The organism is Sphingomonas sp. CFBP 13733, from assembly GCF_014841795.1.
Lineage (GTDB): Bacteria > Pseudomonadota > Alphaproteobacteria > Sphingomonadales > Sphingomonadaceae > Sphingomonas > Sphingomonas aerolata.
Genome location: NZ_JACYUP010000002.1, coordinates 26,237 through 46,198 on the forward strand (window position 1 = coordinate 26,237; position 19,962 = coordinate 46,198).

At 66.5% G+C, this 19,962-nt stretch carries 18 protein-coding genes; 12 read left to right on the forward strand and 6 right to left on the reverse strand.

The annotated features are described in order from the left end of the window. Positions 1-40: 40 nt before the first annotated feature. The gene (locus IFT71_RS04340) at positions 41-1,924 is read right to left on the reverse strand and encodes a methyl-accepting chemotaxis protein (RefSeq protein WP_446740747.1); all 1,884 of its coding nucleotides are present in this window, start codon (positions 1,922-1,924) and stop codon (positions 41-43) included. A 179-nt stretch (positions 1,925-2,103) separates the two neighbouring features. Here IFT71_RS04340 and IFT71_RS04345 point away from each other — a divergent pair, with 179 nt between their 5' ends. After that, positions 2,104-3,186: a carbohydrate porin gene (locus IFT71_RS04345; protein ID WP_342212594.1), complete on the forward strand. Its 1,083-nt coding sequence runs from the start codon at positions 2,104-2,106 to the stop codon at positions 3,184-3,186. Positions 3,187-3,297: 111 nt separating this feature from the next. Here the strand turns inward: IFT71_RS04345 and IFT71_RS04350 are convergent, their stop codons facing one another. Together IFT71_RS04350 and IFT71_RS04355 are read right to left on the reverse strand one after the other, a co-directional pair. Next, positions 3,298-5,187: an EAL domain-containing protein gene (locus tag IFT71_RS04350; RefSeq protein ID WP_192139328.1), complete on the reverse strand. Its 1,890-nt coding sequence runs from the start codon at positions 5,185-5,187 to the stop codon at positions 3,298-3,300. After that, positions 5,184-6,314: an FIST signal transduction protein gene (locus IFT71_RS04355; RefSeq protein WP_192139330.1), complete on the reverse strand. Its 1,131-nt coding sequence runs from the start codon at positions 6,312-6,314 to the stop codon at positions 5,184-5,186. The genes IFT71_RS04350 and IFT71_RS04355 overlap by 4 nt, the downstream gene beginning before the upstream one ends. Positions 6,315-6,524: 210 nt before the next feature. Between IFT71_RS04355 and IFT71_RS04360 the strand changes: the two genes are divergently transcribed. The 3 genes from IFT71_RS04360 to IFT71_RS04370 are packed head-to-tail and all read left to right on the forward strand — an operon-like array spanning position 6,525 to position 7,524. After that, on the forward strand, positions 6,525-6,761 hold the full coding sequence (locus tag IFT71_RS04360; protein ID WP_192139332.1) for a hypothetical protein: 237 nt from the start codon (positions 6,525-6,527) through the stop codon (positions 6,759-6,761). Next, positions 6,761-7,015: a hypothetical protein gene (locus IFT71_RS04365; protein WP_051916617.1), complete on the forward strand. Its 255-nt coding sequence runs from the start codon at positions 6,761-6,763 to the stop codon at positions 7,013-7,015. The genes IFT71_RS04360 and IFT71_RS04365 overlap by 1 nt, the downstream gene beginning before the upstream one ends. 32 nt (positions 7,016-7,047) lie before the next feature. After that, complete coding sequence (locus IFT71_RS04370) at positions 7,048-7,524, forward strand: hypothetical protein (protein WP_031395973.1); 477 nt, start codon at positions 7,048-7,050, stop codon at positions 7,522-7,524. A 390-nt stretch (positions 7,525-7,914) separates the two neighbouring features. Here the strand turns inward: IFT71_RS04370 and IFT71_RS04375 are convergent, their stop codons facing one another. Together IFT71_RS04375 and IFT71_RS21680 are read right to left on the reverse strand one after the other, a co-directional pair. Further along, positions 7,915-8,394, reverse strand: a complete 480-nt coding sequence (locus tag IFT71_RS04375) for an SRPBCC domain-containing protein (protein ID WP_192139334.1) — start codon at positions 8,392-8,394, stop codon at positions 7,915-7,917. Beyond that, a complete protein-coding gene (locus IFT71_RS21680; protein WP_274602307.1) occupies positions 8,378-8,506 on the reverse strand; it encodes a hypothetical protein in 129 nt (42 codons plus the stop codon). Before IFT71_RS21680 ends, IFT71_RS04375 begins: the two co-directional genes overlap by 17 nt. A gap of 185 nt (positions 8,507-8,691) precedes the next feature. Here IFT71_RS21680 and IFT71_RS04380 point away from each other — a divergent pair, with 185 nt between their 5' ends. From IFT71_RS04380 to IFT71_RS04410, 7 genes are all read left to right on the forward strand, one after another. Beyond that, entirely contained in the window at positions 8,692-9,570 is an 879-nt protein-coding gene (locus tag IFT71_RS04380; RefSeq protein WP_192139336.1) for a TorF family putative porin, read from the forward strand. A 106-nt stretch (positions 9,571-9,676) separates the two neighbouring features. Continuing rightward, positions 9,677-9,766, forward strand: a complete 90-nt coding sequence (kdpF, locus tag IFT71_RS04385; RefSeq protein ID WP_037531783.1) for a K(+)-transporting ATPase subunit F — start codon at positions 9,677-9,679, stop codon at positions 9,764-9,766. Positions 9,767-9,780: 14 nt separating this feature from the next. After that, positions 9,781-11,484, forward strand: coding sequence for a potassium-transporting ATPase subunit KdpA (gene kdpA / locus IFT71_RS04390; RefSeq protein WP_192139338.1), 1,704 nt, complete (start codon positions 9,781-9,783; stop codon positions 11,482-11,484). 12 nt (positions 11,485-11,496) lie between these two features. Beyond that, entirely contained in the window at positions 11,497-13,533 is a 2,037-nt protein-coding gene (gene kdpB / locus IFT71_RS04395; protein ID WP_192139340.1) for a potassium-transporting ATPase subunit KdpB, read from the forward strand. A gap of 12 nt (positions 13,534-13,545) precedes the next feature. After that, entirely contained in the window at positions 13,546-14,136 is a 591-nt protein-coding gene (gene kdpC / locus IFT71_RS04400; protein WP_192139342.1) for a potassium-transporting ATPase subunit KdpC, read from the forward strand. Next, positions 14,136-16,811, forward strand: a complete 2,676-nt coding sequence (locus IFT71_RS04405) for a sensor histidine kinase (RefSeq protein WP_192139344.1) — start codon at positions 14,136-14,138, stop codon at positions 16,809-16,811. The genes kdpC and IFT71_RS04405 overlap by 1 nt, the downstream gene beginning before the upstream one ends. Continuing rightward, complete coding sequence (locus tag IFT71_RS04410; RefSeq protein WP_056679288.1) at positions 16,812-17,498, forward strand: response regulator transcription factor; 687 nt, start codon at positions 16,812-16,814, stop codon at positions 17,496-17,498. It begins immediately after the preceding gene. An 81-nt stretch (positions 17,499-17,579) separates the two neighbouring features. Here the strand turns inward: IFT71_RS04410 and IFT71_RS04415 are convergent, their stop codons facing one another. Next, positions 17,580-17,738: a hypothetical protein gene (locus IFT71_RS04415; RefSeq protein ID WP_156363512.1), complete on the reverse strand. Its 159-nt coding sequence runs from the start codon at positions 17,736-17,738 to the stop codon at positions 17,580-17,582. Between the two features lie 316 nt (positions 17,739-18,054). Between IFT71_RS04415 and IFT71_RS04420 the strand changes: the two genes are divergently transcribed. Then, positions 18,055-19,929, forward strand: coding sequence for a putative bifunctional diguanylate cyclase/phosphodiesterase (locus tag IFT71_RS04420; protein WP_197976040.1), 1,875 nt, complete (start codon positions 18,055-18,057; stop codon positions 19,927-19,929). Positions 19,930-19,962: the final 33 nt, after the last annotated feature.

Sequence of the window (19,962 nt, forward strand, 5' to 3'; positions counted from 1 at the left end):
CCATCAACCCTAATGCCGCGTTAAGCACGCGTCGCTCGCGTCAAAAGGCGGCAAACCCGTAATCCGCGTCTTCGTCGATACCAACCGGGGCGGGGGGGCTGGTGGTCGCCGATCGAGACGAGCGCAGGCGAGTGCCGCCCTGTAGGTCCGGTTGTTCGATCATCTGCCGAAATGCCCTGGCGCCACGCTGCGTGCCCTCGATGCGGAATTTCGCCGCCTGGCCCGACAGCGCTGCGACTTCGGCGGTCAGGTTGCGCGCCGCCGCGGAGGTCTGTTCGACCATCGCCGCATTCTGCTGCGTTGCCTGGTCCATCGCACCGACCGCCATGCTGACCTCGGTAATCGCGCTCGACTGAGCACGATTGTCGTCCGCGATCCCGGCGAGCAGCGTGTGCACGCCGCGCACATCCGTCGAGATCGCCGACAGCGCACCATCAACCCGCTGCACGCGTTCCACCGCGGTGCCGATATCGGCCTGCGTCGCGGTCAGCTGGTCGCGCGCGCGTCCGGCCTCCTCCTCGGCACGCATCGCCAGCGCGGACACGAGGTCGGCGACGACCGCAAACCCGCGACCCGCCTCGCCGGCACGCCCTGCCTCAACCGCGGCGTTCATCGCCAGCACGCGCGTCTGGAACGCGATCTTGTCGAGCCCTTCGATCACGCTGTCGATCCCGGTCGCGCTTTCGCTGACCCGGGTCATCGCCTGGACCGCCTCGTCCGCGATCCTGCGCCCGTCCGCCACGGTGGTGATCGCGCCGTCCGCCCGCTCGACGGTCTGGCCCGCGGCGACCGCGGTAGCCCTGAGGCGCTGATCCATCTGCGCGATCGCGGCGGCGGTCTGCTCGAGGCTGGCCGCGTTGCTTTCGGTGCGCCGGGCGAGATCCTCGCTGGCCTGCGCGATCTCCTGTGATCCGGTCCTGATCATCATCGCCCCTTGCGCGACCGATCCGATCAGCCCGCGCAGGCTCGCGAGCGCGCTGTTGAAGTTGCTTTTGAGCCCGGTGAAAGGCGCATGCAGATCCGCGACCACCTCGGCAGTCAGATCGCCCTGCGCCAGCGCGGTAAGGCCGGTGCCCAGGCTGTCGACGATCAGCGCGGCCTGTGCCTGTTTCGCGGCCTCGGCGGCCTGGAGCTGGTTGCGGAACGCCAGCATCGCCTTCGCCATGTCGCCCAGTTCATCGCCACGATCCGCGCCGGTCACCTCGGCCGCAAGATTGCCATCGCCGAGCGCGCGCATCGTGCCGGCAAGGATCACGATCGGCTGGACGACCCGGCGCTGTGCGACCATCACGAAGGCGAGCGTTCCGGCAATGCCGACCGCCAGCGTGATGGCGAGCAGGATCATCGCGATCGTGCCGAGCTGCTCCGCTTTCTCGGCGGACCGTGTCGAATTCGTCTCGATCGCATCCGACGCCGCGCCCATCGACACTTCCAGCACGCGGAATTGATCGAAGAACCCGGGCAGCATCGCACGCGCGGCGACCGGATCGCGGCCGACGCGATCGATGACCTGCGTCGCGATGCGGACATAGGCCTCCATCGGCGCCGCCAGCCTGGACGTTACCGCGGCGACTTCGGCATCGCCGGTGTACGCCGAATCCGCTGCGATCCCCTCGCGCAGGGCGATGAGATGCTCGCGGAAATCCTTCTGGATATCATCCGGCTTGATCGCGCTGCCGGGCTCCGCTGCCTGGAATGTCGCGAGCACGTCGCTGCGGATCGCGTCGTGCATCATGTCCGCGCCCTGGTGATTGGAAAGCAGCGTCGTCGCATCGGTCAGACGGTGCAGCGCGGCGCTCTGCATCCACGCCGCGCCGATGCCGGTCGCACCGCAGAGCAGCATCAGTCCGAACAGGACCACGCCCGCCATCCGGATCATACGGGTCAGCGACATCGCATCACGCGACCGGGACTTCGTCATCATCATGTTTTGCTGGCCTGTTCCGTACTGGGACACGTTTCGATTTCTATAATAGGCGGGAATGCAGTGCTCGGAGGTGGCGCGTGGATATTATGACGGTGCCTCGACTGGTCGGACCCGCCCTATTACTCTCCGCGGCCTGGACGTTACCTGCCTGGGGGCAGTCCGGCCCGCCAGAAGTCGTGCAAGACCCCCCGCCACGTGCCGTCGCGATCACGGGACGCTATGTCGTCGATCTCATGGGCAACGTCGCTGGCGGCGACGCGCGGGGCGCGCGGGTGCTCGACAATCTCGAGGTCACGGCCGATGGCGACCTCGACCGGCTGGCCGGCTGGCGCGGCGCGCGCGCGCATCTCCATGTGCTGAGCAATCAGGGGGGATCGATCAATGCGCTGGCGGGGACGGTGCAGGGCGTCGACAATATCGAGGTCGCTGACGGCCGCGTGAAGCTGTACGAGGCGTGGGTCGAGCAGGATCTTGCGGGTGGTCGCGTCGCGCTGCTCGTCGGGCTGTCCGATCTGAACGTCGACTTCTACCAGAATGACTCCGCGGGCATGCTGGTCGCGCCGGCGTTCGGCATCGGCTCGGAACTGGCGGCGACGGGGCCCAACGGGCCCTCGATCTTCCCCTCGACCGCGCTGACGATGCGACTGAAGACGTCGATCGGCACATCCGGCTATTTCCATGCCGCCGTCGTGAATGCGCGGGCAGGGGTGTTGGGCGATACGACGGGGATCGACCTCGGAATGCACGATGGCGCGCTTCTGATCGCGGAGGCGGGGACACGCGCCAACGGCAAGCTGGCGTTCGGTGCGTGGCGCTACACACGGCAGCAGGACGACATGCGAGCGTGCGACGGCAACGGAAATCCGGTCAAACGGACGGCTAACGGCGCCTATTTGCTGGTCGATCAGCGGCTGGTCGGTGACGACGGCCGGGGCATCGATCTGTTCCTGCGCGCGGGCATATCGGACGGGAAGACGACGCCGTTTCGCGGCGGTTTTCAAACCGGGCTGCTCGCACGCGGCCTCGTTCCCGGACGGCCCGACGGGCAATTCTCGATCGGCGTCGCGCAGGGCCTGTTATCGCAGGCTCTGCGTCAGACGGTGCGCGATGCCGGCGATCACGCCGACGCCGCGGAGACGGGGATCGAGATCACCTATCAGGATCGGGCGGCGCCCTTCCTCGCGGTCCAGCCCGACGTGCAATATGTTCGCCGCGCCTATGCCGGCGCAGGTCGGCGTTCGTGGTCGGGCTGCGGCTGATAGCCGAATTTTCACGTCGCTGACGGTCAGCCTCATCGCGGCTCCTGCGGATCCCCGGGGACTGGCGTTGCCGTGAGCAACGGCCAGCCGCGTCCGATCCGCGCACCCGGCTCAGGCGGCCTGTGACTGAAGCGCGTGCATGCGAGAGACGAAGGGAAGCGTTTCGACGAACGGCACGGGGCGACTGAAATAATAGCCCTGCGCGCTGTCGCACTTCTCTGCGACCAGGATATTCAGCTGATCGAGCGTCTCGACCCCCTCGGCGGTCGACAGGATCCCGAGGCTCCCGCAGAGCCCCGTCACCGCACGCACGATCGCCAGGCTGTCGCTGTTGGTGCCGAGATCGCGGACGAACGACTGATCGATCTTGACCCGGTCGAACGGGAAATTGCGGATATGGCTGAGCGACGAATAGCCCGTGCCGAAATCGTCGAGCGAGATGAGTACGCCGAGTTGCTTGATGTCACGCAACTGCCTGAGGACGCTTGCCGTGTCGTCGAGCATCGCGCTTTCGGTGATTTCCAGTTCGAGGCGGCGCGGATCGAGGCCGCTGACACGCAGCGCGTGTGCGACGACCGCCGGCAGCGTCCCCGACTTGAACTGCAACGCCGAGAGATTGACCGCAATCTTGACGCTGTCCGGCCAGCATGCCGCATCCCGGCAGGCGCGGGTCAGGACGAATTCGCCGACCGCGCCGATCAGCCCGATTTCCTCGCACACGCTGATGAATTCGTTCGGGGGGATGATGCCGCGCTCGGGATGATACCAGCGTGCGAGTGCCTCAAAGCCGACCACCGCATGCGTGCCGATCGCGACCTGCGGCTGGTAGTGAACCTCGAACTCTTCCGACTTCAGTGCACGGCGCAGTTCGATCTCGAGCTCGCGCCGGCGGGTTGCGAAGACGTGCATGTCGGGCGTGTAGAAACAATAATTGCCGCGCCCGCCCGCCTTGGCGCTGTACAGCGCGAGATCGGCATTGCGGAGCATCACGTTGGGGTCGAGTGCGTCGACCTCGACCATGGTGACGCCGATGCTCGCGCCGATCTGGATATGGTGACCACCAATCTCGAAGGGTTGCGTCAGTGCCTCGATGATCCGGCGGCACAGTTGCTCGATCGCATGGTCCGAGGTGACATGCTGGACGAGGACCGAAAATTCGTCGCCGCCCAGCCGGGTCACGACGTCATGATGGCGAACCAGCGTGACCAGTCGCGATGCCACCGCGACGAGCAGCGCGTCGCCGACCGGATGGCCGAGCGTGTCGTTGACGAGCTTGAACCGGTCGAGGTCGAGACACAGCATCGCGCAGCGATCACCGCTTCGGGCGTTGCGCATCATCTCGTCGAGCCGTTCGCGCAGCATGGTACGGTTGGGAAGATCGGTCAGGGCATCGTGCCGCGCCAGATGCGCGAGGCGCGCGGACGCGTTGCGCGCTTCGGTGACGTCGGCAACGGTATCGAGAAAGCCGCCATCGACCAGCCGGGTGCGCTCGATCGTGATGGTCCGTCCATCTGGCCAGCGTTGTTCGATCCTAGCGCCATAGGCGGAGGCCGCGCCGTCATATTCCTCGACCAGTCGGCGATGCTCGTCGGCCGTGCTGACCGACAGGCAGGGACTGTTGCTCAGCAGCTGGTCGAGCGACAGGCCGGGAACGGCATGATCGAGCCCGTATATGTCGAGGAACCGCTGATTGGTCAGCACCAGCCGCCGGGACGCATCGAACAGCGCGAGCCCCTGGTTCATGTTGTCGAGCGCGGCCTTGAACCGCAGGTTCTGAAGTGCGCTTTCCGCCAGCGCGACCTCCAGCTCCTGCGCCATCAGGCGGTTCGCGCGATCCGATCGCCGCCGATCGACATCGGTTTCGTCATAGGTCGCCGACACCAGCGCGAGCAGGCGATCGGTGTCGATCCCGCCGTCGGGCTGTCGCGCGCGTTCCGCCTGGCGTGCCGCGATCCGGTGGAGCACCGGCGGCTCGGTAGTGATCGGGGGCGGGGGCTTCACGCACATTCCCCGATCAGCGTGATCGTCATCGTCTGATTGTGGAGGCACGGCACCGCGGTCTGATTTTGCGGCGCGATCTCGCCATAGGAATAGAAGCCCGCCAGCGCGATGTCCGGGCCGAGCGCGGCGGCGACCGCGGCGATTTCCTCTTCGGTACGCTGGCCCATCAGCAGCCGCCGCCCGACACAACTGATCGCGAGGCACGCAGAGGGTGACGTTCCCCATGCGGCGGTCTGGTCGAGCGCATGGTGCGCCGCGGTCGACGCGCCGTTGATCAGCTCGTCGAACATCCCGCGCATCAGCCGTGCCTTCCACCCCTGCGGCATGTCGCCGGCAAAGGTCAGCGTCCCGGCGTCACGGTCGATGGCGAGCAATGTGCGCACGACGCGAACATCGGGGTGGGCGGGATCCCAGATCTCGAGCGGATAGAGCAGCCCCGATGCAGGCAGATCCACCGCCTCCTCACCGAGATAGCGCTCGTACAGCGCGAGAGCCGGCTCATGGTCGAGTCCGCGCAGTGTCGATCCCGCCGCATCGTTGATCGTGCGTACGGGGCCGAACGGCTGCCAGCCGCCCGCGCTGCCATGCGCGAACCGGACATGGTCGCCGTAGAAGCCGATGGCGGCGACGACGTCTGCGTGGTGTTCGCCGCGTGCCAGGATCCGCGTGTCCGCAAACCGCGCGCCATCGCCTGCCAGCCCGCCGCTCAGCGCGACGCGATCGCCGATCACCGTGCGCAGACCGGCGACGAGGGCGCTGCCATTGACGTTCAGGCCGTTCGACAGGACGAATATCCCCGACAGTTCGTCGCCCGCGAGTTCCTTGCCAAGCGCGGCACCGGCCGAAAACGACAGGTCGGACGACGGCAGCGGCTGGACCGCGAGCCGCAGCTCGGTCCGGTCGAATCCCATGCCCAGGATGACGACCCCGTCGTCGTCGAGCCGATCACCTTCGACCATCGTCCCCGAACTGCAGCCAACGATCATCGCGGTGTCGTAGCGGTGCGCGAGACGGTCGATGAGCGTGCGATCGGCAAGGCGGTCGGTCGGGCCGAACACGATCACCAGATCGGGGGCCGCTGGGAACATCGCCGATTCGCTGTTCGCGTTGATTTGCTTCGACCACATGAGCGCCGTCCCGGAAATGGCAGTGAACGCTGCTTGTGCCGGTGGACTGGTTTCCGGCCTGTTGCCGGCGACCTAAGGGAAACCCCTTAGTCAGCGCGTCGATTCCTCCACCCCGGAGCTGACGGATCGCACATGAACGGCCAAGCCCATTGAGAACGAAACAGGAACAGGATAGAAGTGCCGTCATCGAGTCGGCAGGAGGATCAGGTGATGGACAGGGACGATGACGGGGTTGAAACGACGCGTGAAACATTCGGCAGGTGGCTGCTGAAACAGCGCGATCGCGGCGACTGGATCGATCCGGTCGCGGATGCGGCACGCGCCGATCGTCAGTTTCCGAAGGACGGCGACCCGGAAGCCGTCCGCAAGCGCCTGCGCGAGATGTCGGCGGATGGCCATGCGTTCGCGGCGATCGACGATGCCGAACTGGACTGGATGGTGCAGTAATGGGCGCGCGACTTCGCCTGGCGCTGGTGCCGGCAGATCCGCGGCAGGCGTTGCGCCAGCTGGCCGACGAGCGCGGAGAGAGCCTTTCCGCTTTGTCGCGCATGATCGACCGGTCGCCCGGCTATCTGGCGCGCTTCATCAGCGAGGGGCGTCCGGCGGCCCTGACCAGCGACAATCACCAGCGGCTCTGCACGTATCTCGGCGCGGGGGAGTTCGGGCTCGGGATTCGCGACATCTGGGTTCCACGCACGTGACGCGGCGCTGCATCGGGCGCCGTGCGTGACCAATGTCCGATCCTGCAAAACCGCCCACGCGTGCGCGGCTGATCTACACCGCGCTGTGCGTGCTCGACCAGACGATCGACGATTGCTGTCCGCACCCGGTGAAGCCAAATCCGGGGTTGCGGCTGGCGCTGGCCTTGCTGCATTTCTGGGGTGAGGGCGACCGGTCGCCGTTCGACCAGTTCTGGCGGGTGGTCACCGCGGCACCCAATGCGATCACGCGGACGCCGGACACGCGGGCGACCTATGCCCGGACCTATCTCAGCGCGATCTGCCGGCAGGTCGGGATGCCGCTCAGCGTCGATATGCTGATCGGCCTGCGCAAGGCGCGCGGCCTGCCGACCTATGAACGGCCGCCCGCCGATTGCCTGTGCCCGGTGATGGCAGAAGCGTCACAAGACGACGGCGGCGACCCGATAAAGGCCGCTGGACGATCGCGCGATCGTGATGCTGCCGTTGGAAAAGGACGGCAGGGCGCGTGACGGGGCGCCGTCTGTCTCGATCCGGGATTCGCGGACGACATGAGGCTTGTCCGCCGCGGCCATATTTGAGACGCTCGTCGCAGAGCTTACTGCTCCAAGACGGTAAGAGCTCGGCATCCCGCCCGCGACATCGACGGTGTCACACGGAGCGGGCGGGATGCTTCACACATTATCAACTAGTTGATCCTAATCAAGCACTCGAGGCTCTCGCCTCCAGTGACGAGTACCCTCAGCGCCCCGCCATGATCTTTCACACGGACATGCGGGGCGCTTTTCTCGTCTTTGGCCAGGGCACGGATTCCATGCCGAAGCGGACAGCCGGGCGGGTCTGGCAAACGCTCCATGACTCCGGCGAGCATATACTCCCAGAGCGGCGGTTCCCGACCCGCGCTATCGATCCTGGCCGGCGAGCAATTCGCCGAGTTGTTCCAATTGCTCCGGCAATCCTGCCGCCGAGCCCTGCAGTGCCTCGTCGAGCGCCTCCCGGGACGGATAGAATTCGCGAAACGTCAGCAGCGTCTGCGTATCGCGGTCCTCGAAGGTCACCGTCGTGATCGCGCCCTCTTCGCCTTCGTCATTGGTCCAGACGATGCGGTCGTTCGGTACCACCTCGATATACCGGCCGTAGAAGGTCATGATATCGGAGCCGCCGGCGCTGAACCCCAGCCGGTATGTGCCGCCGGTGCGGACGTCGAGGTCGCAAGAGACCAGCGAAATCCCGGCGGCGGACTTCGGTACCCACCATCGCTGGAAGAGATCGGCCTGGCTCCACGCCCCATAGACGGTGCTGCGCGGTGCATCGAATATCCGCGTTACGACGAGTTCGCGATCGCCGCAGCGCTCGACCGCATCGCTACCCTGGCTGTTCATCGTTTTCCTCCTGCTTCAGGTCACCGATCACATTCTCCAATGCGGCAAAGCGGGCCTCGCAAAGCTGCCGGTGCGCCTCGATCCACATCGCCCCCGCGGCGAGGCCGCGCACGCCATCGCCAATTTGGCGTAGGTTTATCACCGGACATCTCGGTCCCCAGCGTGAAAAATGCGCCAGCTATATGCGCGCTATATGCCATTCCCCGGAATCGATCTCGAATTGCTACGATCGATGCGCCTAATCGCACATCCCTGAAGGCATCGTCGTGTGACGAGCGCCGTTCAAGGGGTGCATCAATGAAGTTCCGTCATGCGGCCATGGTCGTCGCGATCCTCGCTCTTCCCGTCACCGCGCAGGCGCAATCGACACCCGGCGACAAGGCCGAGGCCGCTGCAGACACCGCTCCCCCGGCAACGCTGACGGTCAGCGGTTCGGCGGCGATCGCCTCCGACTATCGGTTTCGCGGCGTGTCCCAGTCCGACCGGGAAATGGCCGTCCAGGGCGGCATCACGGTGTCGCACGCAAACGGTCTCTATGCCGGCGTCTGGGGATCGAACCTTGCCGGCTGGGGGACGTTCGGCGGCGCCAATATGGAGCTCGATCTGATCGGGGGCTACAAGGTGAAGCTGGCCGACAATGCGACGCTCGACGCCGGGCTGACCTGGTACATGTATCCGGGTGGCGCGGACAACACCGACTTTGCCGAGCCCTATGCCAAGCTCAGCGGCACCGCCGGCCCCGCAACGCTGACCGCGGGCGTCGCCTATGCGCCCAAACAGCAGGCGATCGGCAAATGGTATGCGACCGGCGCCGATGCCGCGGCGGGCCTCTATACGAGTCCGGGCGACAAGGACGACAATCTGTACCTGTGGGGCGACGGCGCGCTTGCGCTGGCCGGTACGCCGATCACCGCCAAGGCGCATGTCGGGCATAGCTGGGGGCAGGACGGGCTAGGCCCCAACGCGACCGCGGTCGCGCCGACCGGCGAATATTGGGACTGGTCGCTCGGCGCGGATGCGACCTGGCACAACCTCACCTTCAACGTGTCGTACATCGACACCGACATTTCGGGCGCCGAGGCGATCTATCTGCGCCCCAGTTTCAGCAAGGGACAGGACGGCAGCGGCAATATCGCCGGCGGCACCATCGTCGCGTCGCTGACCGCGGCCTTTTGAGGAGAGATGGTGATGGACGACCTGCTCTGGATCCTCGTCATGGTCGGGCTGGTGGCGGCGACGCTCGCTTATGCCCGGCTCTGCGACAACGCATGAGGACGCACGCATGACGCTCGACCTCTGGCTCGCGGCGCTGACCGCGCTTGGCCTTCTCGTCTACCTGGTGGCGGTCCTGATCCGCCCCGAACGCTTCTGAAGGAGGCGGACACCATGACATTCCAGGGCTGGATCCTGATCCTCGGCTTCGTCGCCATCCTGCTCGCGCTGACCAAACCGATCGGCGCGTGGCTTTTCACCCTGTACGAGGGGCGGCGCACGCCGCTTCACGTCGTGCTCGGTCCGGTCGAGCGCGGCTTCTATGCGCTCGCGGGCATCGACCCGCATGCCGAGCAGGGGTGGCGGCGGTATGCGCTGCACATGCTGCTGTTCAACGTTATGTTGATGGCGTTTACCTATGCCGTGCTGCGCTTGCAGGGCGTGCTGCCGGGCAACCCGCAGGGGCTGGCGGGGCTGTCGCCGCATCTCGCGTTCAACACCGCGATCAGCTTCACCACCAACACCAACTGGCAGAGCTATGGCGGGGAATCGACGATGTCGAACCTCAGCCAGATGCTGGGGCTGACGATCCACAATTTCCTGAGCGCGGCGACCGGGATCGCGCTGGCGTTCGCGCTGTTCCGCGGCTTCGCGCGGCGCGAGTCCAAGGCGATCGGCAATTTCTGGGCGGATATGACGCGCGTCACGCTCTATATCCTGCTGCCGATCTCGATCGTCTACGCGCTGTTCCTGATTGCGAGCGGCGTGCCGCAGACGATGGCGGGCGTGGTCGACGTGCAGACGCTGGAGGGCGCGAAACAGTCGCTGCTGCTCGGCCCGGTCGCGAGCCAGGAGGCGATCAAGATGCTCGGCACCAATGGTGGCGGTTTCTTCAACGCGAACTCCGCGCATCCGTTCGAGAACCCGACCGCGCTGACCAACCTCGTCCAGATGCTGTCGATCTTCCTGATCGGCTTCGGGCTGACCTGGACGTTCGGCAAGGCGGTCGGCAACACCAAGCAGGGCTGGGCGATCCTGTCGGCGATGGTGATCCTGTTCCTCGCGGGCGTCACCGTTACCTATTGGCAGGAAGCCGCGGGCAACCCGGTGCTCCAGCATCTCGGCGTTGCGGGCGGCAACATGGAGGGCAAGGAAGTCCGCTTCGGGATCGCCGCGTCGGCCTTGTTCTCGGTCGTGACCACCGCGGCATCGTGCGGCGCGGTCAACAGCATGCACGACAGCTTCACCGCGCTCGGTGGGATGATCCCGCTGTTCAACATGCAGCTTGGCGAGGTCGTGATCGGCGGCGTCGGCGCAGGGATTTACGGCTTCCTGCTGTTCGCGATCCTCGCGGTGTTCGTCGCTGGGCTGATGGTCGGGCGCACACCCGAATATGTCGGCAAGAAGATCGAAAGCCGCGAAGTGAAATTGGCGGTGCTGGCGATCGCGGTGCTGCCGTTGATGATCCTCGGGCTGACCGCGCTGTCATCGGTGTTGCAGCAGGGGCTGGCGGGGCCGCTCAACAAGGGGCCGCATGGCTTCTCGGAGATTCTCTACGCCTTCACCAGCGCGGTCGCCAACAACGGCTCCGCCTTTGCGGGTCTGACCGCCAACACGCCCTATTACAACGGGCTGCTGGGCGTCGCGATGTGGGTCGGGCGGTTCTTCATCATCGTGCCGATGCTCGCCATCGCCGGGAGCCTGGCCGCGAAGAAGTACACGCCCGAAAGCGCGGGTTCGTTCCCGACGACGGGCGGGCTGTGGGTGGGGCTGCTGGTCGGCATCATCCTGATCCTGGGTGGTCTCACCTTCCTGCCGGGCCTCGCGCTCGGTCCCATCGCCGATCATCTTGCGATGATCAGCGGCACATTGTCCTGATCGGGGGCCACCATGGCAAAGACCCAGACAAAAAGCCTGTTCACGGCCGACCTCGTCGTCCCCGCGATCAAGGCCTCGTTCTTCAAGCTCAACCCCAGGGAGCTGATCCGCAATCCGGTGATGTTCGTCACCGCCGTGGTCGCGGCGTTGATGACCGTCCTGCTCGTGGTCGGGCAGGATAGCCTGTCGATTGGCTTCAAGCTCCAGCTCGTCATCTGGCTGTGGCTGACCGTGTTGTTCGGCACGTTTGCCGAAGCGCTCGCCGAGGGGCGCGGCAAGGCGCAGGCGGCGTCGTTGCGCGCGACCAAGGCGGAACTGACCGCCAAGCGGCTGAAAGGGGACGGGCGCGAGTTCGACGCGGTGCCCGCCAGCCAGCTCAAGGTCGGCGACATCGTGCTGGTCGAGACCAACGACCTGATCCCGTCCGACGGTGACGTCGTTTCGGGGGTCGCCTCGGTCAACGAGGCGGCGATCACCGGCGAAAGCGCGCCGGTGATCCGCGAGGCCGGCGGCGACCGCTCGGCGGTGACCGCGGGCACGCGCGTCATCTCGGACGAGATCCGCGTCAAGGTGACGGTCGAACCCGGCAAGGGTTTCCTCGACCGGATGATCGCGCTGGTCGAAGGCGCCGAGCGGCAGAAGACGCCGAACGAGATCGCACTGACGCTGCTGCTCGTCGGGCTGACGATCATCTTCCTGATCGCGGTCGGCACCGTCCCGGGCTTCGCGTCCTATGCCCGCGGGTCGATCCCGGTGGCGATGCTGGCGGCGTTGCTGATCACGCTGATCCCGACGACGATCGCGGCGTTGCTGTCGGCGATCGGCATTGCGGGGATGGACCGGCTGGTGCGCTTCAACGTGCTCGCCAAGTCGGGACGCGCGGTCGAGGCGGCAGGCGACATCGACGTCCTATTGCTCGACAAGACCGGTACGATCACGATCGGCGACCGGCAGGCGAGCGAGTTTCGCGCGGTGTCGGGCACCAGTCCGCAGCAGCTCGCCGAGGCCGCGCTGATCGCCAGCCTTGCCGACGAAACGCCGGAAGGCCGATCGATCGTGCTGCTCGCGCGGCAGACGTTCAACGTTGCGACTACCACGCTCCCTACCGGGGCCGAGATCATCCCGTTCACCGCGCAGACCCGCATTTCGGGGGTGAAGATGGCCGACACCTTGATCCAGAAGGGCGCGGTGGATTCGATCCTGCGCGCCAATGCCGGATCGGGCGAAACCGCAGCCGCAACCGAACTCCGCCGGATCACCGACGAGATCGCCCGCGCCGGTGGCACGCCGCTGGCGGTGGCGCAGGACGGGCGCCTGCTCGGCGCGATCTTCCTCAAGGACGTGGTCAAGGCCGGCATCCGCGAACGGTTCGGGGAGCTGCGCGCGATGGGGATCCGCACGGTGATGATCACCGGCGACAATCCGCTCACCGCCGCAGCGATCGCGGCCGAAGCGGGCGTGGACGATTTCCTCGCCCAGGCGACGCCCGAGGACAAGCTCGAGCTGATCCGCAAGGAACAGACCGGCGGCAGGCTGGTCGCGATGTGCGGCGACGGCACCAATGACGCGCCCGCGCTCGCGCAGGCCGATGTTGGCGTCGCGATGAACACCGGCACGCAGGCGGCGCGCGAGGCGGGCAACATGGTCGATCTCGACAGCGATCCGACCAAGCTGATCGAGGTCGTCGGCCTCGGCAAGCAGTTGCTGATGACGCGCGGGGCGCTGACGACCTTCTCGGTCGCCAACGACGTCGCGAAATATTTCGCGATCATCCCGGCGATGTTCGTCGTGCTCTATCCGGGGCTTGGCGTGCTCAACGTGATGCGGCTGGGCAGTCCCGAAAGCGCGATCCTGTCGGCGATCATCTTCAACGCGGTCATCATCCCGTGCCTCGTCCCGCTGGCGCTGCGCGGCGTCGCCTACAGGCCGATGGCAGCCGGACCGCTGCTCGCGCGCAACCTCGCGGTGTACGGCCTGGGTGGCCTGGTCGCACCGTTCATCGGCATCAAGCTCATCGACCTTGTGGTCGGTGGCCTCGGTCTCGCATAAGGAAAGACAGACATGGGCAAGGATTTCACCTCCGCGCTGCGGCCGGCGATCGTCATGACGATCCTGTTCGCGCTCCTTCTCGGGCTCGTCTACCCGCTCGCCATGACCGGAATCGGGCAGGCGATCTTCCCGAACCAGTCGAACGGCAGCCTGGTGCGGGACGCCCGCGGCATCGTCATCGGCTCTACCGTGGTGGGACAGGCGTTCACGACCGACCGCTATTTCCAGACGCGGCCATCGGCGGCCGGCAAGGGCTATGACGGTCTGGCGTCGTCGGGGTCGAACCTCGGCCCGGCGAGCCAGGCGCTGGTCGATCGCGTGAAACCCGACATCGCGAAACGCCGAGCCGAGGGCGTGTCGGGTCCGATGCCCGCGGATCTGGTCACCGCCAGCGGTTCGGGGCTCGACCCCGACCTGTCGCCCGCCGCCGCGCTGGCGCAGGCGCCACGCATCGCGCGTGTTCGCGGCGTGCCGGTCGAGCGGGTTCGCGCGTTGGTCACGGATGCGACGGATGCGTCCATCCTCGGCGAGCCGCACGTCAACGTGCTGGCGCTCAACCGCGCGCTCGACGGCCTGTCGGCCTCGGGCGCGCCCGCGCGCTGATGCCGGTATCGGGCGACGGCAGACCTGATCCCGACGCCCTCCTGCGCGCCGCCGCGCAGGAGGGCAGGGGGCGTTTCAAGGTGTTCCTCGGCGCCGCGCCCGGAGTCGGTAAGACGTTCGAGATGCTGTCCGAGGGCGCGGCGCGCCGGCGCGACTGCGTCGACGTCGTCGTCGGCGTGGTGGAAACGCACGGCCGGGCGGAAACCCAGGCGCTGACCCGCGGGCACGAGATCATTCCGAGGCGGGCGGTCGCCTATGAAGGCCGCACGCTGGAGGAGATGGATCTGGATGCGATCCTCGCGCGCGCGCCGCGCCTCGTCCTCGTCGACGAGCTCGCACACACCAACGCGCCGGGCAGTCGACACCCCAAACGCTATCAGGACGTCGAGGAACTGCTGGTCGCGGGGATCGACGTCTATTCGACCGTCAACATCCAGCACGTCGAGAGCCTGAACGACATCGTCGCCAGTTTCACCCGCGTCCGCGTGCGCGAGACGGTGCCCGACAGCGTGCTGGAAATGGCCGAGATCGAGGTCGTCGACATCCCGCCCGACGAGCTGATCGAGCGACTGCGCGCCGGCAAGGTGTATCTGCCGCACGAGGCGACGCGGGCGCTGTCGCACTTCTTCTCCAAATCCAACCTTTCCGCTTTGCGCGAACTCGCGCTGCGGCGCGCGGCACAGGCGGTCGACGCGCGGATGCTCGACGACGTCCGCGCATTGGGTCTCGGCGGCACCTGGGCGGGCAGCGACCGGATCGTCGTCGCGATCAACGAATTGCCCGGTGCCGACACGCTCGTGCGCGCCGCCAAGCGCGTCGCCGACGGGCTTCGGGGCCCCTGGACCGCGCTCTTCATCGAAACCCCGCGCGTCGCGAATTTCTCCGATGCCCAGCATCAGCGCGTTGCCGCGGCGATGACGCTGGCGACGCAGCTCGGTGCAGCCGTCGCGACGGTGCCCGCGACCGATGTCGTGGCGGGTATTCAGGGCTTTCTCGCCGATGCCCGCGCGACGCAGCTGGTCATGGGAAAGTCGCACCGGTCGCGGTGGTTCGAGTTTCTGCACGGTTCGGTCGTCGACCGGGTGATCCGCGATACCCCGGGCGTCACCGTCCATGTGCTGCCCGTGGCTGCAGACCCACGCGGTCGGGACCGTGGTCGCCGCCGGCCGGCGCGGTGGGGTACGCCCGCCGGCTATGTGGTTACGACCGCACTCGTCGCGAGCGTCACGGGCGTCGCCAGCGCCCTGTTCCACATCCTCGATCTCGGCAACGTCGCGCTGTTGTACCTGTTGCCGGTCATGGCTGCGGCCAGCCTCTATGGCCTGCGCACCGGGCTTTATGCGGGGATCGCCTCCAGCCTTGCCTACAATTTCTTCTTCCTGCCGCCGGTCGGTACGCTGAGCATCAGCAATCCCGAAAATCTGGTCTCTGTCGTCGTCCTGCTCGCCATCGCGGTCGCGACGAGCCAGCTGACCTCACGTGTCCGGGCGCAGGCGGATCTGGCCGCGGCGAGTGCGCGGACCAACGCGACTCTTGCCGGGTTCCTGCGCCAGATCACGAGCGTCAACGACATCGACGTCGCGGCGCAGATGATCTGCGACGACGTCCGCGGACTGCTCGACGTACAGGTGGTCCTGCTGGTGCCCGGGATCGGCAAGAACCTGGAGATCCTGGCGGCCAGCGATGCCGGCTATCATCTCGGCACGATGGATACCGCCGCGGCGACCTGGGCGCTCGACACGGGCATGGCGGCCGGGAAAGGATCGGGCACGCTTGCGGCATCGGAGTGGCTGTTCCAGCCGCTGAAGGCCGGGGGCCGCGTGCTCGGCGTGCTCGGCGTGGCCAAGGATAGCGCGGCCGACCCGGTCCGCGCCGACCAGCTGCCGCTGCTCAGCAGCCTGCTCGATCAGTCCGCGTTGGTACTCGAGCGGTTGCGGCTCGAGGTCGAGATGCGCGATGTCGAGACGGTGCGGACGCGCGACCGGTTGCGCGCGGCGCTGCTGTCCTCGGTGAGCCATGACCTGCGCACGCCGCTTACCGCGGTCATTGCCGCGGCGGACCAGCTCGAGCATGGCGCGACGCCCGACCTGATCGCGACGATCAAGGCCGAGGCGGCGCGGCTCAACCGCTTCGTCGCCAATCTGCTCGACATGGCACGGGTCGAGGCGGGCGCATTGAAGCTCAACGTGGAACCGACCGACCTCAGCGATGCGGTGACGGGCGCGGCGCACGATGCACGGCGCGCGCTGGAGGGCCATGCGGTCCGGCTCGATGTCCCGCCCGACCTGCCTTTGGTCTACACCGACCCGCAGCTGCTCCATCATTGCCTGCTCAACCTGCTCGACAATGCCGGGCGCTACGGCGATCCCGGGACCGAGATCGTGATCGAGGGGCGGCACCGGTTCGGTGAACTTCGCCTAGCCGTCATGGATCACGGACCCGGCCTGCCGCCGGGCAAGGAAACCGAAGTGTTCGAGACGTTCCGCCGCCTCGAAGGGTCCGATCGCGCGGTGGGTGGAACGGGGCTCGGCCTCGCGATCGTCAAGGCGTTCGCCGAGGCGATGGACATGACGGTCGAGGCCGGGAACCGCGACGATGGTAGCGGAGCCGCCTTCGCGCTGATCTTCCCCCGCGCGCTCATCGTCCGCGATCTCAAACCCGAAAGCATCGCCTGAATGCCCGCAAAGATTCTCGTGGTGGACGACGAAGCCGCGATCCGCCGCCTGCTGCGCAACACGCTCACTCGCGCGGGCTATGCCGTGGTCGAGGCCGAGGACGGGCGGCAGGCGCTGCAGCAGGCGGCGGTCGAGCATCCGAGCGCAGTTCTGCTCGACCTCGGCCTGCCCGACCGCGATGGGTTGAGCCTAATCCCGCTGCTGCGGACGCATGGCGATGCGGTGATTCTGGTCGTGTCGGCGCGCGATGCGGTCGACGAGAAGGTCACGGCACTCGACCTGGGGGCGGATGATTTCATCACCAAACCGTTCGACAGCGAGGAACTGCTCGCCCGCCTGCGGGTGGCGTTGCGTCATCATGGACTGTCCGAAACCACGCCCAAGATCGTGCGCACCGGTGACGTCAGTATCGATCTCGATCGTCGGGTCGTGTTCCGCGGCGCGGAGGAACTGCATCTCACTCGCAAGGAGCACGACGTGCTCGCGGTGCTCGCCCGGCACATCGGCCGAGTGGTCACGCATCAGCGCGTGCTCGCCGCGGCATGGGGCGGGGAGGAGGATCCGCGCGTGGAATATCTCCGCATCGTCATCCGCAACCTGCGGCAGAAGCTGGAGCACCCGGGACCAGTCGGCAGCGTGATCGCCAACGAACTGGGCGTCGGCTACCGCCTGCGTGCCGACGCGTAGAGAGGTCCTTGCGGATGTCTCGATTGACATAGCATCGACGGGCACCGCGACTTGGATGCCTGACCGATGCCGGTGTCCTCGTCAGGCGGCCGTGCTGACGGGCGTTTCCGAAATGAGCGACAGATACAGGTTCGCGAGTTCATAATGACGGGCGCAGGCACTTGGATCTTCGGTGGCGGCGGCCATTGCAATTTCCTGCTCGGCTCGCCGTTCGAAATAACACCGATCTGCGTCCGTCATCGTCAAGCCCCTCGCGTAGCATCGCCCGCGTGTGTTCCGCCGCCGGCGATTGCCAGCCATGCCGCGTCCTAGGCGCGCGACTGGATCGCGACAAGACCTATTGTTCGCCATATGTTCTTTGGCTAAGGACCCTCAATCCGTGGCGAAGCCCGTATGTGTCGGTCGGACTCCGGAGGGCTCGTGCAGTACAGTTCTGGGTGCGCGTCCGTTGACGAATGGATACATGCCAAATCGGGCTGAACTATAGCCGTTTGGGATGTTCATGAAAAGTAAATAGAAATTGTTCTCAGATGCATCCATGGCTTATGATTTCTCCATGACCGATCTATCCTATCCAGTCGGTGATGATACCCAGCGTGTGGTGCTGCAACTCCAGAACGCGATACTCAAGAGGATTGCACGGGGCGAGAGTCTGGACGCCACCTGTCGGTCGTTATGCGAGCAGGTCGAGCAGCTGGTGCCCGGCGTGATCTGTTCGGTCCTGACGGTCGACCGCGCAGGCAGGATGCATCCGCTGGCCGGCCCCAGTCTTCCGGAGTCGTATTCGCAGGCGATCGATGGCGCCGCGATCGGGCCGCTGGCGGGGTCGTGCGGCACCGCCGCGTATCTCGGTATCGACATCAGCGTCGCGGATATCGCGACCGATCCGCGCTGGGCCGATTTCAAGCATCTGGTGGCGCCGCTCGGTCTGCGCGGCTGCTGGTCGAGTCCGATATCGAATCCGGACGGCGTTATCGTGGCGACCTTTGCTTTCTACTACCGCGAAGCGCGGGGGCCGACGGCGTTCGAACGCGTGCTCGTCGAACATTGCCTGCATCTCTGCCTGATCGCCATCGACCGCCATAATCGCGTCGTCGAACATGAGCGGCGCGCCTTTACCGACACACTGACCGAGCTGCCCAACCGGGCCGCCTTCAATGCGGCATTGGCCGATATCCGGGAACGGGCGGTCGAGCGCTGGGCGCTGTTCGTGCTCGATCTCGACAATCTGAAGGTGATCAACGACACGTTCGGGCATCCGGCCGGCGATGCTGTCCTGCGGATCGTCGGTCAGCGGATCGCGGCGGCGGGGGAGCCCGGGCGGACCTTTCGGGTCGGGGGTGACGAATTCGCGCTGATCCTGGAGTCGGCGGACGACCTGGCCGAACCCGATGCGATCGCGCAGCGGATTCTCGATGCGCTGGGCCGACCCGCCGATTGCGGCGGACAGATCGTCGTGCCGCGCGCGACCATCGGCGGCGCGGTCTATATCGCGGGTGATCCCGTGACCGACCCTGTGCGCCAGAACGCCGATTTCGCGCTGTACCATGCAAAGGACACCGCGCGCGGCAGCTTCGTGATGTATTCGGCCGCGCTGGGTTCGAGCATGACGCGGCGCCTGCACGCGATCCGCGATGTCAGCGCAGCACTCTGCGACGGACGGATCGAGGCCTATTACCAGCCGATCTTCCGGCTCGACACGCGTGAGATCGTCGGTCTGGAAGCGCTGTGCCGGATGCGCATCGGCGACCGGATCATTTCCGCCGCTGCGTTTCACGAAGCCACCAGCGATGCGCGGGTTTCGACCGCGCTGACCGAGCGGATGATGGGGCTTGTCGCCGCCGACATCCGGACCTGGCTCGATCTGGGTCTCGCGGTCCAGCATGTCGGGATCAACGTCTCGTCGGAGGATTTGAGCGGCGGGGCCATTGCGCGCGTCCTCGCATCGGCGTTCGAACGCCATGACGTCTCGCTAGAGCATGTCATCCTGGAGGTCACCGAGACCGTGTATATGGGCCGAGGCGACCAGGCGATCCAAGAGGCGATCCGCGCACTCCGCGACCGCGGCATCCGCGTCGCGCTCGACGATTTCGGCACCGGTTTTGCGTCGCTCACGCATCTCCTGACGGTGCCCGTCGACGTGATCAAGATCGACAAGACGTTCGTCGACCATCTCGAACCCGACAGTGTCAGCGCGACGATCGTCGAAGGGCTGATCCGCGTCGCCAAGAAAATGGGCATCCGGATCGTCGCGGAGGGGATCGAGTCGGATCAGCAGATCGCGCAGCTTCGCGCGATCGGCTGCGTGCTTGGCCAGGGATTCGTATTCTCCCCGGCGGTCGACCGGGATGCGACGACCGCGCTCCTGGCGATGCACGGGCAGCGCGAGGCGCGGCGTGTCGGCAGCGGCGGGATGGCACGGGCCTCGTGAGGATGCGGCCGGCCTAGTACCGGCGGTACCGCG